The sequence below is a fragment of the Hymenobacter glacialis genome (genome assembly GCF_001816165.1).
In the GTDB taxonomy this organism is placed as follows: Bacteria; Bacteroidota; Bacteroidia; order Cytophagales; family Hymenobacteraceae; genus Hymenobacter; species Hymenobacter glacialis.
In genome coordinates this window covers 60,529-74,721 of the sequence record NZ_MDZC01000045.1, presented here as the reverse complement: position 1 = coordinate 74,721, position 14,193 = coordinate 60,529, and the positions used below count along the sequence as shown (strand labels likewise).

At 56.6% G+C, this 14,193-nt stretch carries 12 protein-coding genes, 1 tRNA gene and 1 rRNA gene; 4 read left to right on the top strand and 10 right to left on the bottom strand.

Annotated features, from left to right (window positions below; all coding sequences use genetic code 11):
• The 6 genes from BEN48_RS04510 to BEN48_RS04485 form a co-directional block, all read right to left on the bottom strand.
• A 16S ribosomal RNA gene (locus BEN48_RS04510) occupies nt 1-178 on the bottom strand; the annotation flags it as partial.
• Between the two features lie 967 nt (nt 179-1,145).
• Entirely contained in the window at nt 1,146-2,414 is a 1,269-nt protein-coding gene (locus BEN48_RS04505) for an adenylosuccinate synthase (RefSeq protein WP_070733332.1), read from the bottom strand.
• Between the two features lie 211 nt (nt 2,415-2,625).
• Nucleotides 2,626-2,976, bottom strand: coding sequence for an STAS domain-containing protein (locus tag BEN48_RS04500; RefSeq protein ID WP_070733330.1), 351 nt, complete (start codon nt 2,974-2,976; stop codon nt 2,626-2,628).
• The gene (locus tag BEN48_RS04495; protein ID WP_083320759.1) at nt 2,973-3,545 is read right to left on the bottom strand and encodes a Fur family transcriptional regulator; all 573 of its coding nucleotides are present in this window, start codon (nt 3,543-3,545) and stop codon (nt 2,973-2,975) included. The genes BEN48_RS04500 and BEN48_RS04495 overlap by 4 nt, the downstream gene beginning before the upstream one ends.
• A 105-nt stretch (nt 3,546-3,650) precedes the next feature.
• Entirely contained in the window at nt 3,651-3,989 is a 339-nt protein-coding gene (locus BEN48_RS20155) for a CHY zinc finger protein (protein WP_070733329.1), read from the bottom strand.
• Nucleotides 3,986-6,184, bottom strand: coding sequence for a RelA/SpoT family protein (locus tag BEN48_RS04485; protein ID WP_070733327.1), 2,199 nt, complete (start codon nt 6,182-6,184; stop codon nt 3,986-3,988). The genes BEN48_RS20155 and BEN48_RS04485 overlap by 4 nt, the downstream gene beginning before the upstream one ends.
• Before the next feature lie 139 nt (nt 6,185-6,323).
• Between BEN48_RS04485 and BEN48_RS04480 the strand changes: the two genes are divergently transcribed.
• The 3 genes from BEN48_RS04480 to BEN48_RS04470 all read left to right on the top strand — a co-directional run bounded on the left by BEN48_RS04480 (nt 6,324) and on the right by BEN48_RS04470 (nt 8,676).
• Nucleotides 6,324-6,405: transfer RNA gene (locus tag BEN48_RS04480), tRNA-Leu, on the top strand.
• A gap of 88 nt (nt 6,406-6,493) precedes the next feature.
• Nucleotides 6,494-7,822, top strand: a complete 1,329-nt coding sequence (gene tig / locus BEN48_RS04475; protein WP_070733326.1) for a trigger factor — start codon at nt 6,494-6,496, stop codon at nt 7,820-7,822.
• 146 nt (nt 7,823-7,968) lie between these two features.
• Nucleotides 7,969-8,676 (top strand): ClpP family protease, encoded by a 708-nt coding sequence (locus tag BEN48_RS04470; protein WP_035562744.1) that lies wholly within the window; start codon nt 7,969-7,971, stop codon nt 8,674-8,676.
• Between the two features lie 319 nt (nt 8,677-8,995).
• Here BEN48_RS04470 and BEN48_RS19285 read toward each other — a convergent pair whose 3' ends face one another.
• On the bottom strand, nt 8,996-9,754 hold the full coding sequence (locus tag BEN48_RS19285) for a hypothetical protein (RefSeq protein WP_070733324.1): 759 nt from the start codon (nt 9,752-9,754) through the stop codon (nt 8,996-8,998).
• A gap of 495 nt (nt 9,755-10,249) precedes the next feature.
• Between BEN48_RS19285 and clpX the strand changes: the two genes are divergently transcribed.
• Complete coding sequence (gene clpX, locus BEN48_RS04460; RefSeq protein WP_070733322.1) at nt 10,250-11,473, top strand: ATP-dependent Clp protease ATP-binding subunit ClpX; 1,224 nt, start codon at nt 10,250-10,252, stop codon at nt 11,471-11,473.
• 115 nt (nt 11,474-11,588) lie between these two features.
• On the opposite strand, the gene BEN48_RS19020 is transcribed toward clpX, so the two are convergent.
• From BEN48_RS19020 to BEN48_RS04450, 3 genes are all read right to left on the bottom strand, one after another.
• The gene (locus tag BEN48_RS19020; protein WP_158010099.1) at nt 11,589-11,735 is read right to left on the bottom strand and encodes a hypothetical protein; all 147 of its coding nucleotides are present in this window, start codon (nt 11,733-11,735) and stop codon (nt 11,589-11,591) included.
• A complete protein-coding gene (locus tag BEN48_RS04455; protein WP_070733320.1) occupies nt 11,732-12,724 on the bottom strand; it encodes a TlpA disulfide reductase family protein in 993 nt (330 codons plus the stop codon). The genes BEN48_RS19020 and BEN48_RS04455 overlap by 4 nt, the downstream gene beginning before the upstream one ends.
• A 200-nt stretch (nt 12,725-12,924) precedes the next feature.
• Nucleotides 12,925-14,091: an IPT/TIG domain-containing protein gene (locus BEN48_RS04450; RefSeq protein ID WP_070733319.1), complete on the bottom strand. Its 1,167-nt coding sequence runs from the start codon at nt 14,089-14,091 to the stop codon at nt 12,925-12,927.
• Nucleotides 14,092-14,193: the final 102 nt, after the last annotated feature.

The following is a 14,193-nucleotide window of genomic DNA, read 5'->3' as shown; positions in this document are numbered from 1 at the left end:
GGACTGCAGTTTTATGCGGTATTAATCCGCCTTTCGGCGGGCTATCCCCCAGATTCGGGTAGGTTGGCTACGCGTTACGCACCCGTGCGCCACTATTGTATTGCTACAACCGTTCGACTTGCATGTATTAGGCCTGCCGCTAGCGTTCATCCTGAGCCAAGATCAAACTCTCCATTGTAAAATATCCTACACCATTCCGAAGAATGGCTGATGTCGAGTGCTGACCTTGCTCACATATTGACGTTATGGTCAAATTCGTTTCGCTTGGTTTGTCCCACTTCTGCTTCTTCCATTAAGAAGAAATTCCAAGTGAAACACTTACTATTTTGTCTGTTTCCGTCATTCAAAGAACGTGTGATGCTTCCATTTGAAGCATCAGTGTGGATTAAATTTTTTAATCCTTTAGTTGCCGTTTACAACCTTTGTTCGTTTTGGGAGTGCAAAGGTAGGAAACATGTTTTGATTTGACAAGTCCTTTTCGATGAATCTCTTGATTTTTTTCGCTAAGTCTTCAAATCACTGCTTTCGATTAACGCAGTTTTTAGATTTGTAAATCAGCTCTTTAAGGCTGCATTCTCGTTGTCTCTATTCGTTTTGGGAGTGCAAAGGTAGCACTTATTTTCAACTTACAAAACTTGACCGAAGAAAATTTAAAGAGCAGTTCTTTATTTTTCTCTGGGCTAACTGCTTCCGGTTGAAGCGGGCTGCAAAGGTACGGCGGCTTTTTTTGCCGGTGCAAGCTATTTGAGAAATAAACCTCAGCGATTGCAACTGGTTGTAAAGGAGCTCTTGCTTGCCTTCCGCAGATGCTTCTGGTATTTCAATTCGTTGCTTAAGCGCGTGCTTTGGGCTTTTCCGTTTGTCCGTTTGACGTTTCGGGACTGCAAAGGTAGGAGGACTTTTGGGGGCAACAAGCTGCCTTGTACGAAATAGCTTGTTTGATGTTATAAGTAGCTGATTGATGCGGTGAAAAATTTCGAGTTAGTCTATCTGGGGAAGTTAGATTGGTGCTTTAAATGATTAGTGGAAGCGGCTGTATTTGCAAAAAAAGGCCCTGCCCCTATCTCCATTGTGTGGCCGTATATGGAGCAGGGCCTAGAATTGCGACGGGCACCTGACGATGCGTAGTACTTAATGCGTAGTACCTAACGGTGGAGGGTACTGACGCGGTCGGGGCCGACGCTGACGATGCTGATGGGCACCTGAAGCTCCTTTTCGAGGAACTCCAGGTAGGCTACCAGGTTCGCAGGGAGTTGGGTGGAGTCGGTTATTTGAGTGAGGTCGGTGTTCCAGCCGGGGAGGGTGATGTACTCGGGGGTGAGGCTGGTGAGTTCACCGGGGTCGGGGAGCTTAGGGGTGCTTTCGCCGGTAGCGGTGCGGTAGTGGGTGCAAGCCTGGATTTCGGTGAAGCCGTCAAGTACATCCGCTTTCATGAGGTGAAGTTCGGTGACACCGTTGAGCATGATGGCGTAGCGCAGAGCGGGCAAGTCTATCCAGCCGGTGCGACGGGGGCGGCCGGTGGTGGAGCCGAACTCGCGGCCGGCCTGGCGGATTTGCTCGCCTACTTCGTCGTGGAGTTCGGTGGGGAACGGGCCACTGCCGACGCGGGTACAATAGGCTTTGGTGATGCCGTACACCTTATCTATATGACGGGGCGCAATGCCGAGGCCGGTGCAGGCGCCGGCGGCTATGGTGCTGGAGGAGGTGACGTAGGGGTAAGAGCCGAAGTCGATATCTAGTAGGGAACCCTGTGCACCTTCGGCAAGGATGCGCTTGCCCTGGGTGAGGAGGTCGTTGAGAAGGTATTCGGTGTCGGTGAGCTGGAGGGTGCGCAGGAAGTCGATGGCCGAAAAGAAGTCGGCTTCGAGGGCTTCTATTTCGAGCTCCTTGTTGTTATGCGAGGCGATGGCGGCGTGCTGGGCGACGGCTTCTTTGTAGCGCTGCTCGAAATCGGGCAGGAGGATGTGGCCTACGCGAAGGCCCACGCGCCCAATTTTATCGGAATAGGTGGGGCCGATGCCTTTGAGGGTGCTACCTATTTTGGTGTTGCCGCGGGCTTCTTCGTTGATGCGGTCGAGGGCGCGGTGCGAGGGCAGGATGAGCTGGGCCTTCTTGGAGATATAGAGGTTTTGGGCCCAGTCTACTCCCCTATCGGTGAGTTTTTGGAGTTCGGCACGAAAGACGATGGGGTCGAGGACGACGCCGTTGCCTACTATATTCAGGATATGTGGGTGAAAGATGCCGCTGGGCACCTGGTGCAGGACGTGCTTGATGCCGTCGAAGGTGAGGGTGTGACCGGCATTGGGACCGCCCTGAAAGCGGGCTACGGCATCGTAGGTGGGTGCGAGGACGTCTACGATTTTGCCTTTGCCTTCATCGCCCCACTGGAGGCCTACTAATACGTCTACTGGCATAATGGTTTGGGGTTTCGCCCTCCGCGATGCGCCTTACCCCCGGTCCCGCTTCGATGGAGAGGGGAACCTGACGAAGTATAAGGTTTGGGGAGGACTGTTGTTGAGGTGTTTGTTACTGAGTTTTATTGCTTGCTCCTGCGTGACAAGGTCCTTTGCCTCTGCTTCAACGGCAGAATGTTCAGGATGACAAACGGGGCAAAAAAAAGGCCGCCTAAACGGCGGCCGGAGCTAAGAGTTGGCGAGCGGCGGCTTCGTCGGCGGCGACGGTGAAAATGTTGTTTAGCTTGGTTAGGGCCAGCATTTTCTTGGGGTGTTCGGCGGGATTGATGAGAACCATTTCGCCGCCGCGGCTGCGGAACTTGGTGAGGAGGGAAACCAGAACGCCGATGCCGGCACTATTGATGTAGCGGATTTCGGACAAATCAACGGCGCATAAGTTGAGCGACTCGCCGAGGTGGTTATTGACGGACTGAAGAAGCTGGTCGGTATCGGGGCTGCCGATGAGGTCGCCGGTGAGACGGACGTAAAGGATGCCGTTCTGAACGGAACTGGTAATGGTCATGCGGGAGTGGCGGAAGAACGGGCGGCGGCCTGGGCGCGACAGTCGCCGCAGATGCCGTAAAGATTTAAAGAATGGTGCAAGATATGGAAGTTCAGGAGCTCGCCGACCATGGTTTGGATGCCGTGAATGCGTGGGTCGCAGAATTCCACCACTTTATGGCATTCGGTGCAGATGACGTGGTCGTGCTGGCGGTAGCCGTAGCTCTTCTCGTACTGGGCGAGGTTGCGGCCGAACTGGTGCTTGCTCACGAGGCCCTGCTCTACCAATAGGTCGAGCGTGTTGTAGACGGTGGCGCGGCTCACTTGCAAGCCGCGCTCCTTCATGCCGGCATAGAGTTCGTCCACATCGAAGTGACCGGAGCGGGCGTAGATTTCTTCGAGGATGGCATACCGCTCGCCGGTTTTGCGCAGTCCTTTGTTCTCAAGATGGGCCGTGAAAAGCTTACGGACTTCCTCGAGCTTATCGGTATTGAGGGTGGCCTGGGAAGCAGCACTGGGCGTGTGCTTGGCCGCGTAGCCGGTTTCGGAGGAGCCGCCTACCTCCTGCCCAGCCGGTTTGGCAGGGGGCAAGGGCAGTTGTGCGGAAGCTACTTGGGAAGAAGACAATGGCTATGGGGTGTTGGTGAACAAAGGTAAAACCGCCGGCTTGCTAAGCCGCAACGCCCGCTTTAGGTTTCAGCGTTCAAAGTAAAGGTGGTAGTGATTGGCGCAACCCGGGTTGAAAGCGGCCTGGCATAGCGGGCAGGCGTTGCCGCAGCTCAGGTAGGCTGCGATGCTGAGGACGCCGGAGCAGTTGCCGCAATAGATGGCTTCCTGGCTGAACTCAGCCACGGGCCAGACTTCCGGCGCGTGGCTTACTGACTCTTGGTGGCATTGAATGCAGGCATAAAAGGCACCGCAGCACTTGAATTTAATGGCAATTATGTCGCGCTCCGAATGGTAGTGCGCGCACTGGGTGCGCTCGTTTACGCCTACTCCGTGGCAGGTTACGGCAGGTTCCGGGGTTGTTTTCATGAATCGAACCGCTCTACCTGCAGCACGCCGTTTACGCGGCTCAGCCGTTGAATGAGCTTATCGAGGTGGCTGGTATCGTTGACAAACACCATAATCTGGCCTTCGAAGAACCCGTCGTTGGCATCGACGGTGATGGAGCGCATGTTTACTTTCAAGCTGGTGCTAATGATGCGCGTGACGTCGTTGACGATGCCCACCCGGTCGGAGCCTTTGAGGCGGATGCCAGCCAAAAAGGCCAGCTCGAGCTGGTCGGTCCACTTGGCGCGCACAATGCGGTTGCCGTAGTTGGACATCAAATCAACGGCTTGGGGGCAGTTGGTGCGGTGAATGATGAGGCCCTGGTCGGTCTCAAAGCCGAACACATCGTCGCCGGGAATGGGATTGCAGCAACGGGCAATGCTGTAATCAAATTTGTCGGTGTGTTCGCCCACCACAAGCATATCGGGGCGTACTCCGCGGATTTTTTGCACTTCGTTGTCAAATGCCTTGGGCTCGAGCACGGAGGGCGTGGCTTTCTCAGCGCTGAATAACGGCTCGCGAATGGTGCGACCGTCTACCTGCCCAATGGCTAGGCGGTAGTAGAACTCCTGCGCACTGGCCACGTTGAAGTAGGCCAGCAAGCGGTTAAAATTCTCCTGAGTGAAGGGCACCCCGATGTTTTCCAGCCGCTTTTCCAGCAGAAAACGTCCGTCTTCCGCTTTGGCCCGCTTGTCGTCGCGCAGAAAGTCCTTGATTTTGGAGCGGGCTTTGGTGGTGATGACGTAGTTGAGCCACTCCGACGTGGGCCGCTGCTTGTGCGACGTCAGAATTTCGACTTGGTCTCCGTTGGACAACTGGTAGCTGAGCGGCTCCAGTTTTTGGTTCACTTTGGCTCCAAGGCAATGCAGGCCAATGTGGGTGTGAATGTCGAAAGCAAAGTCCAGCGCGGTGGCTTTGTCCGGCAAAATCACCAGCTTTCCCTTGGGCGTAAACGCGTAGACCTCCTTTACGAACAGGTTCTGGCGGAACTCGTCCATGAATTCGAGGGCGCTGGAATTGTTGGTTTCCAACATCTCGCGCACCTTGTTTACCCAGCCTTCCAGCGAGCTTTCGGGCTGAATGCTGCCGGTGTCCTTGTATTTCCAGTGCGCGGCGTAGCCTTTCTCCGCAATGTCATCCATGCGGCGCGAGCGGATTTGGACTTCCACCCATTGCCCGGCCCGCGACATGACCGTGGTGTGCAGGCTTTCATAACCGTTGGCCTTAGGAGTCGAGACCCAGTCCCGCAGCCGGTCGGGGTTGGGCTGATAGAAATCGGTCACAATGCTGTAGACCTGCCAGCAAGCCGCTTTTTCCTGCTCCGGCGGTACGTCCAAAATAACCCGAACAGCAAACAGATCATACACCTCGTCGAAGGTAATGTTCTGCTTCTTCATCTTCTTAAGAACCGAATAGATGCTTTTGGGCCGGCCTTTTATCTCAAACTCGAAGCCCTGCCCCTTCAATTCGTCCTCGATGGGCTGCACAAAATCCTTAATAAAGCGGTTGCGCGCGCTCTGGCTCTGCCGCACTTTGGCCTTGAGGTCGTTGTAGGTATCGGTATCGGTGAATTTGAGATACAAATCTTCCAGCTCACTCTTTATAGTATAGAGTCCCAGCCGGTGCGCCAGCGGAGCGTACAAATACAGCGTCTCCGAAGCAATTTTGAGCTGCTTATGGCGCGGCATCGAGTCCAGGGTCCGCATGTTGTGCAGGCGGTCGGCAATTTTGATGAGGATAACGCGCACGTCCTCGCTCAGCGTGAGCAGCATTTTGCGGAAGTTTTCGGCCTGCTCGCTGGTTCCGTACTCAAAGACGCCCGAAATTTTCGTCAGGCCGTCGATGATGCGGGCCACCTTCGGCCCGAACTCGCGCTCGATATCAGAAATTTCAGTGGGCGTGTCCTCGACTACGTCGTGCAGCAGGGCAGCCACAATGCTCGTGGTGCCCAGTCCAATCTCCTCCACCGCAATCTGGGCCACTGCCAGCGGGTGCAGAATGTAGGGCTCGCCCGACTTCCGGCGCATCTCTTTGTGCGCCTCAAGGCTCTGATTGAATGCTTTTTTAATCAGCTTGGTGTCGCCCCCCTGCAGGTAAGGCTTGGCCGTGCGCAGCAGGCGGCGGTAGTGGCGCAGGATTTCCTGGCGCTCGGCTTCGGGAGAGATAACGGGAGGCATAGGTGGTAAAGTAACAAAGGCCGGGGAGAAAAGGTGGCCCAAACAGTCCTACGCAGACTACTTGCACTTGGGCTTTGCGCGCAATGAATTTCCCGAGTACCTTTGCGGGCCCGTACGCAGTCGGCGTGCGGCACCATATGCGGATATGGCGAAATTGGTAGACGTGCCAGACTTAGGATCTGGTGCCGCAAGGCGTGTGGGTTCGAGTCCCTCTATCCGCACTTTTTTTGATGTAGGCCTTCAGTCGCATAGGCTGGAGGCTTTTTTTTCAACTTTTCAACCTGGCCAGCGGAAGCCGGCTCCCCTGTTTTGAACATTACCCTCGATAAGAACGACGAGCAGCTGACCGGGCTGCTGAAAGTCCAGCTCACCGAAGCCGACTACGCGACTACGGTTGATAAGCAAATCAAAGAGTACAGCAAGCGCGCTCAGGTGAAGGGCTTCCGCCCGGGCATGGTGCCCGTGGGCATGGTGCGCAAGATGTACGGCAAAGGCATTCTGGCTGAGGAAATCAACAAAATGCTGGGCAAATCGGTGGATGCCTACATCAAAGAGAACAACATCAAGCTGCTGGGTGAGCCCCTGCCCGTGCCAAGCGACGTGAATTTCGATACCGATAAGGACTTCGAATTTCAGTTTGAGCTGGGCCTGCTGCCCGATTTTGAGCTGCCCGCCGAGGGTGCGCTGCAAGTGGAGCGCCACCAGGTGACCATCGACGAGGAAACCCTCAACCAGACCAACGAGCAAATTGCCCGTCAGTACGGCGAGACCACCAACCCCGAGGAATCGGAAGCTGGCGACTACCTCTTCGGCAAGCTGAAGAAGGCGGATGAGGAAGGCGAAGGCCGCACCATCCTGCTGCCCATCGCCAAAATCACCGGCGACTCGGCCCAGTTTATTGGCAAAAAACGCGGCGATGTCGTAACGTTTGACCTGCAGGCGGCTTTCGGCAACGACGCGGCTACAGTTTCGAGTGTGACGGGCCTGAGCAAGGAAGAGGCCGCGGCGGCTACCGGAGACTACGTGTTCAACGTGGAGAAGGTGAACCGCACCACGGCCCCCGAAATGAACCAGGAGCTGTTCGACAAAGTATTTGGCCCTGAGGCAGTGGCTTCGCAGGAAGAGTTCGATGCTAAAGTGCGCGAAACCATCCAGTCGAACTACGACCGCGAGAGCGACGGCGCCCTCAACAACAGCATTGTGGAGCAACTGGTGAGCACCGTGGAAATTAAGGTGCCCACGGAGTTCTTCAAGAAGTGGCTGGTGCGTGCCAACGAAGGCAAACTGACGCCTGAGAAGGTGGAGGAGCACTACAGCGACTACGAGAAGGAGTTGAAGTGGAGCATGATTCGCAACAAGGTGGTGGAAGACGCCGGCCTGAAAGTGAGCAACGACGAGATTGTGGACCGCACCCTCGACAAAATCATGGGCCAGTTCAACATGCCCAACATGCCCGACGAAATGCGCGAGTCGATGCGCCAGTACGCCGACAGCTTCCTGAAGCAGGAGAACGGCAAAAACTACGTGAGCGAGTACGAGGCCATTCTGGCAGAGAAAGTGCTGGAAAACCTGCGCGGCAAAGTTGTTGTTACGGACAAACCCGTAACGGCCGAAGAATTCCGGACCCTGCACAGCTAGTAGTAGCCGAGCAGCCCGACTTTCGGAAAAGCCCTTACGGAAACGTAGGGGCTTTTTTTGTTGGTGTTCCAACAACATTCGCTTACTTCGCCCGTCATTGTTACCTCACCCGCGCAAGCTCACACCATGCGCCCCAAATTTCTCCAATGAATCCATTACTGAATAAGCAAGAGTTTCGCAAGTTTGCCGTGAAGGGCCAGGGACTCAACGGCCTGGGCGTGGACCAGTACCTGACCCACATGGAGGGCATTGCCCGCCAGAACTTTACCGGCATGACCCGTTCGGTAATTGAGGAGCGCCCCACGCGCTTCGCCGAAATCGACGTGTTTTCGCGCCTCATCATGGACCGGATTGTGTTTCTGGGCACGGCCGTGGACGACTACATTGCCAACATCCTGACGGCGCAAATGCTGTTTCTGGAGTCGGCCGATGCCAAGAAGGACATCCTGCTCTACATCAACTCGCCCGGTGGCTCGGTATATGCCGGTCTGGGCATTTATGACACCATGCAGTACGTGAACCCCGACGTGGCCACGATTTGCACCGGCCTCGCTGCTTCCATGGGTGCTGTGCTGCTGGCTGGTGGCGCCGAGAACAAACGCTCGGCCCTCCCCCACGCCCGCGTCATGATTCACCAGCCTTCGGGCGGTGCGCAAGGCCAGTCGTCGGACATTGAAATCACGGCCCGCGAAATCCTTAAACTGAAGAAGGAGCTGTATGACATTCTGGCGCAGCACACCGGCAAAACCTACCAGGAAATTCACGACAACTCGGACCGCGACTACTGGATGCGTGCCGACGAAGCCAAAGAATACGGCCTGATTGACGAGGTGCTGGAGAAGAAGAAAGCTTAGTTCCGCGCTGGGACCGATTCTTTGCATTCCCTTTTGCAATAAAAAATCCCCCGCTGCTGCAGCGGGGGATTTTTTCGTTTAGTGCTGATTCGAACAGGATAAGCAGATGTATTTAAAGAACGTCATGCTAAGTACTGGCGCAGCAGTAACCATATTCGATTCGGGCTTACCGGTCTGACCGCCTTAGGCGGTCAGACCGGTTGAAGCACCAGCAATTTCGGTCTGACGATAACCGGTCAGACCGCCCAGGGCGGTCTGACCGGAGCATACGCTTACTTCTGCATTCGTACTTAAGCGCGGCCGAAGCCTGACGGGCTGCTTAGAATTTGCCGGTGAGGCCCACCTTGAGGTAGGTCTGGTCGTAGCCGAGTTCGGCGAAGACACCAAGATTGGGCAGCACGAAGTAGCGGCCGCCCACGAAGATGCCGGGCGCAAGCTTGACGCCACTGCCGGCGCCGGGAGCCGAAGTGCTGCCTTCGTAGGCCTCTCTGCTGTAGCGCAGGCCCACTCCGAGGCCGGCGTAGGCATCAAATTCGGGGAGGACAGGATAGTGGAATGCGCCCCGGATGCCGAGCAGCACGTCGGTGTATTTCCAGCGTTCGCCGCCGCTCAAGTTGTAGGAGGCGCCCTGGTAGCCGATGATGACGCCCGCGCCGAGCACTCCGGGCCCAATGGGGAGCAGACCGCGCTCATACGATAGGTTGACAGCGGGTGACACCGAAGCAGAGCCGCCGGTTTGCTTGTTGCGGTAGTTATTGCCGCTGCCCACCCCAATACCGAGGTTCAGCACTTGGTTGCCGGCCTGAAACGGACCGTCGGTAAACGTAGTGGGCAGGACCGTTTCGAGCAGCGAAGGCACGGCTTCTGCGGTCGGCTCCGGAGGTGGCGGTGGGGGTGGCACGGTGCGAACCGGGGGGTTGGCAGCGGGCTTAGCAGCGGGCTTAGCCGCGGGTTTGGCAGCGGGCCGGGGCGCGGGCCGGGGCGCGGGCTTGCGGGTAGATGTCTGGGCGCGAACGCCGGCTAGTGGCAAGGCAGCCACCAACCCACCCGCCAGCAGCATGTGAAAGATGCTTTTCATAGAAAGGCAAAGTACGTGGGTGGAAAAAGAAAATAGCACAGTACGCAACCCGACGCGCCGCTGATACTAGACCGGGAAAGGCCACTACCAAGGATGATAATATGGTCAAATTGGCATTCAGCTGGGATTGAGATGCCTGATTGCAGTGCGTATGGCAGGCTCTGCCAAGACCTGAAAACTATTGAGAGGGAATACTGAATTATGAATAAAACCCAGGCATTGTGGCCATTAATGGAACTGCGCAACCCGGTGCCGGGGCCTTTGGTGGTGGTAGCGCGCTCAGTATGAGTACTCTCACCATTGCAGTAAGCAGGAGTTACGAGCCGAACTTTGTTGAGCACAACGCTCTTTAAAGGGCTCACTGATTGCTGAATGGCTTGCCTGCGCTTTTGACAATGGCACCATTTTTCGCCAAACAGGCGTTGGGCATGTTGTATCTTTGGGCCCGCTTGTTCAAAAACCAGCATTCTCTCCTACTATTCTATTCTTCTTTCCGTGGCCGAAATATCCTGTTCCTTTTGTAATAAAAACAAGCGCGAGGTTGCCGTTATGATTTCGGGCATCAACGCCCATATCTGCGAAAAATGCGTGGGCCAAGCCCAGCACATCCTCGACGAAGAAGCCAAAGCCCAGGACGCCAGCAAGCAGCCCAAGTTCAACCTCATTAAGCCCAAGGCCATTAAGGACCACCTTGACCAGTACGTGGTGGGGCAGGACGAAGCCAAGCGCGTGATGTCGGTGGCGGTGTACAATCACTACAAGCGCCTGATGCAGAAGCCCCAGGAGGACGAGGTGCAGATTGAGAAGTCCAACATCATCATGGTGGGCGAAACCGGCACCGGCAAAACCTTCCTGGCGCGCATGCTGGCCAAGATTCTGCAAGTGCCTTTCTGCATTGCCGATGCCACCGTACTGACCGAGGCCGGCTACGTGGGCGAAGACGTGGAAAGCATCCTCACCCGCCTGCTGCAAGCGGCCGACTACAACCTGGAAGCCGCCGAGCGCGGCATCGTGTACATCGACGAAATCGATAAAATTGCCCGCAAGAGCGACAACCCCAGCATCACGCGCGACGTGAGCGGCGAAGGCGTGCAGCAGGCGTTGCTGAAGCTGCTGGAAGGCACGGCCATCAACGTGCCGCCGCAGGGAGGCCGTAAGCACCCCGAGCAAAAGATGATTTCGGTGAATACCGAGAACATCCTCTTCATCTGCGGGGGCGCCTTTTCGGGCCTCGACCGCATCATCAAGAGCCGCCTGAACACCAAGCCCATGGGCTTTGCCAAGACGAACCTTGAGGACCAGGTGGACACCGAGAATTTCCTGCGCTACGTATCGGCCCAGGACATCAAATCGTTCGGGCTGATTCCGGAATTGATTGGCCGCCTGCCGGTGCTCACGCACCTCAACCCGCTGGACCGCACCACGCTGCGCATGATTCTGACCGAGCCGAAGAACTCGCTCGTGCGCCAGTACAAGCGCCTCTTCGGCATGGAGAACATCGAGCTCAGCTTTACTGAAGATGCGCTTGAATACATTGTGGAGAAAGCCGACGAGTACCGCCTCGGGGCCCGTGGCTTGCGCTCCATCTGCGAGAGCATTATGACCGATGCCATGTTTGAGATGCCTTCGGAAGAAGGAGCCGACGCGCTGCAGATTAACCTGAGCTATTGCCGCAGCAAGTTTGAGAAGTCGCCCCTGCGCCAGATGCGAGCGGCTTAAGTGGATAATCAGTAAATGCACCAGGAGCTAGCCCGAATTAGTGCGTAACATCAGCTATCATTCCGAGGAATAAGGCCGCTATTCTTATTTAACTTCCCCTTACTAAGAATTGCACCTACTTCACTAGCCGCGCCAGTGCCTCCGGCAGCGCGTCGCCGCGCAGGTTTAGGGCGATGATTTTACCCGTGGGGTCGACCAGGAAATTCTGCGGAATGGCGTTCACGAAATACGCGGTGGCCGCCTTGCTTTGCCAGCCTTTCAACTCGGATACTTGCGTCCAGGGCAGCTGTCCGCCTGAATGGCTTTCACCCATTTGGCCCGGTCCCTAGCCTCGTCGAGCGACACGCCGAGCACGTCGAAGTTCCGGCCTTTGTACGCGTGGTAGGCTTTTGTCAGGTTCGGGTTTTCGGCGCGGCAGGGTCCGCACCAGCTGGCCCAAAAGTCTACCAGCACGTACTTGCCCCGATAGTCGGCAAGCGCTACTTGCCGGCCCTCGGGGGTGGCTTGCGTGAAGTTGGGGGCCATTTGCCCCACCTGTAGCGCCGTTTGGGCTTTAATGCCCAGCGCGTTCTGCCGGATTTTTGTCCTAATTTCCCCGGCTAGCGGGCTGGTGCCCACCGCCGGGGCCAGCGTCGGGAGCAAGGCCGTCACCAGTCCATCGTGCGTGGCGTCCTTGCTCATCGTGTTCAACACATATAGGCTGATCATAGAAGCTGGGTGGGCGCGGACGAACGCAGAATCCAAGCGGGTACGTTCCCGCAACAAAGCCGCGCGCCATGCCTGCAGGCCCTGCCGCCACGCCGGCGACTGCTGCTGCGCCGGGGTGGCGGCCCGGAGCTCCTTTTCCAGCGCGTTCAGTTGCCGATTAATTGGTTCTTCGACCGTCAATAACACCCGCCAGGCGTCCGTCAGCGGCGTGCCGCCCACCTGCGCGTTCCTGAGCGAATCGGGACTGGTGAAGACGAGCGTGCCTTGTTCGAGGTAAAAGACTGCCTTGTGATCCGACAGGTCGTCCATGTTCCGCCGCATGGAGAGAAATCCTTTAGTGGGTGCGTCCACGGTACCCTTCAGTTCGAAGCGTCCTTTCTTTACCACCGCGGAATCTACTATCCTTCCGTAGCGCAAATAGACGTAGGTAGGCGCGCTACGGTAAGCATCAGCACCCAGGTGGCCCGTCAGCACGAAGGGGATAGGCGTTTGCGCAGCGGCCAAGCCCGGTACTACCAGCAAAAGGAGCAAGTAATTCTTCATGGGCAGTGGAAATTAGAATTGTTTTTTTTGGTTATAGCCGGTGCGAGGCACTGCCCACAATCAGGTACTGAAACGACGATTTCCTGAAGAAAAAGGAACTCCTTTCCAAAGCTGAAATGTGACTGGTGCGTAACGTTAATTAACAGGTAACATTGCGCGATTAGCGCGTATAACACCAATTACTGATTGCTAATCAAAGCCTACTCCACTACTACCCGCTGGACGGTGGGCGTGCGGCGGTCGGTTTGCACGGTGAGCAGGTAGGTACCGGCCGACAGGCCGGCCATGGACAAATCGGTTTCGCTGCCGCTGAAAGTGCGGGTACTCACCAATTGGCCCACCACGTTGCGCAGGGTGACGGTGGCCTGGGTGGCACGCGCGGCCAGCTTTACGTGCAGCAAGCCTTTGCCGGCCACAGGGTTAGGCCAGATGCTGAACTCGCTCTTGGTGCTATTGGTAGCCGCCGTGATAGTGCCGACGGTGAAGAGCTGGCCGTTGCTGGTGCCAAAGGCAGTGGCTACAACCACATTGCCGGTGGTGGCGCCCGTGGGAACCGTAAACGTGAGGGTGGTGGGGTTCACCACGTTCAACCCCGCGACGGGAGTGCCGTTGAGCGTGACGCTGGTGACGGCGTTCAGGTCGGTACCGGTGAGCGTGACGGCCGTGCCGACCGGGCCGGAAGCGGGGCTCAGGACAGTGATTACTGGTGTGGATGATGCAGTAGAGCACGTGGCGCTAAGGGTGAAATCACCGGTTTCGGTGTCGAAGCCACTCACGAACACCAAGTAATTGGTGCCGGCTGTCGTGTTGAACGTGACGAGAGAAGCAACGCCATTGGGGTTGCACGTCGGGTCATCGTCGTTGCCACCAACGCAGGTAAAAGTACCGCAAGCTCCGGTGTACACAAAGAGCTTGGTGTCGAAATTGGTAGTGGAGCTGCAGGTAGAAACGGTGATGGGATTGCCATTGCCGACAATGGTGTAAAACACGCCACCCGCATCCACGGTCTCGAAGCAGTCGTCGACGGGGTCGCCGGTGGCGGTGGCACTGGTGGTGCTGCCGGTTACGGTTTGGCCGCAGGCCAGCGGCAGGGCATTGGCACAAAGGTCATTGGCCGGCGGCACCAGAAAGTTGGTTTCGGAGGCACCCATGCCCCCCGCCGCCGTGACAACAATGGGGCCCGAAGTGGCTCCTGCTGGCACCGTCACGGTAATCTGGGTAGAAGAGTTGACGGTGAAAGTGGGGGCCACAACGCCATTGAACGTGATTTGCGTGGTGCCGCCGAAGTTGCTGCCGGTGAGCACGACCACGGCACCGGCCGAGCCACTGTTGGGCGTGAACGAAGTGATAACCGGAGCCGGAATCACGACGAAGCTACCCGAGCACCACTAATTCAAAATAGCGAGTTAGTGGTGGCACGCGAGATGCTTCGGCAAGCTCAGCATGACGTTCTTTTAGTTAGGTCCATT

Excerpts from the sequence above, each read along its gene's own strand:
- BEN48_RS19285 (WP_070733324.1), bottom strand. The coding sequence starts at position 9,754 with ATGAAAAGCATCTTTCACATGCTGCTGGCGGGTGGGTTGGTGGCTGCC.
- BEN48_RS04505 (WP_070733332.1), bottom strand. The coding sequence starts at position 2,414 with ATGCCAGTAGACGTATTAGTAGGCCTCCAGTGGGGCGATGAAGGCAAA.
- BEN48_RS20155 (WP_070733329.1), bottom strand. The coding sequence starts at position 3,989 with ATGAAAACAACCCCGGAACCTGCCGTAACCTGCCACGGAGTAGGCGTA.
- BEN48_RS04485 (WP_070733327.1), bottom strand. The coding sequence starts at position 6,184 with ATGCCTCCCGTTATCTCTCCCGAAGCCGAGCGCCAGGAAATCCTGCGC.
- BEN48_RS04500 (WP_070733330.1), bottom strand. The coding sequence starts at position 2,976 with ATGACCATTACCAGTTCCGTTCAGAACGGCATCCTTTACGTCCGTCTC.
- BEN48_RS04455 (WP_070733320.1), bottom strand. The coding sequence starts at position 12,724 with ATGAAGAATTACTTGCTCCTTTTGCTGGTAGTACCGGGCTTGGCCGCT.
- BEN48_RS04470 (WP_035562744.1), top strand. The coding sequence starts at position 7,969 with ATGAATCCATTACTGAATAAGCAAGAGTTTCGCAAGTTTGCCGTGAAG.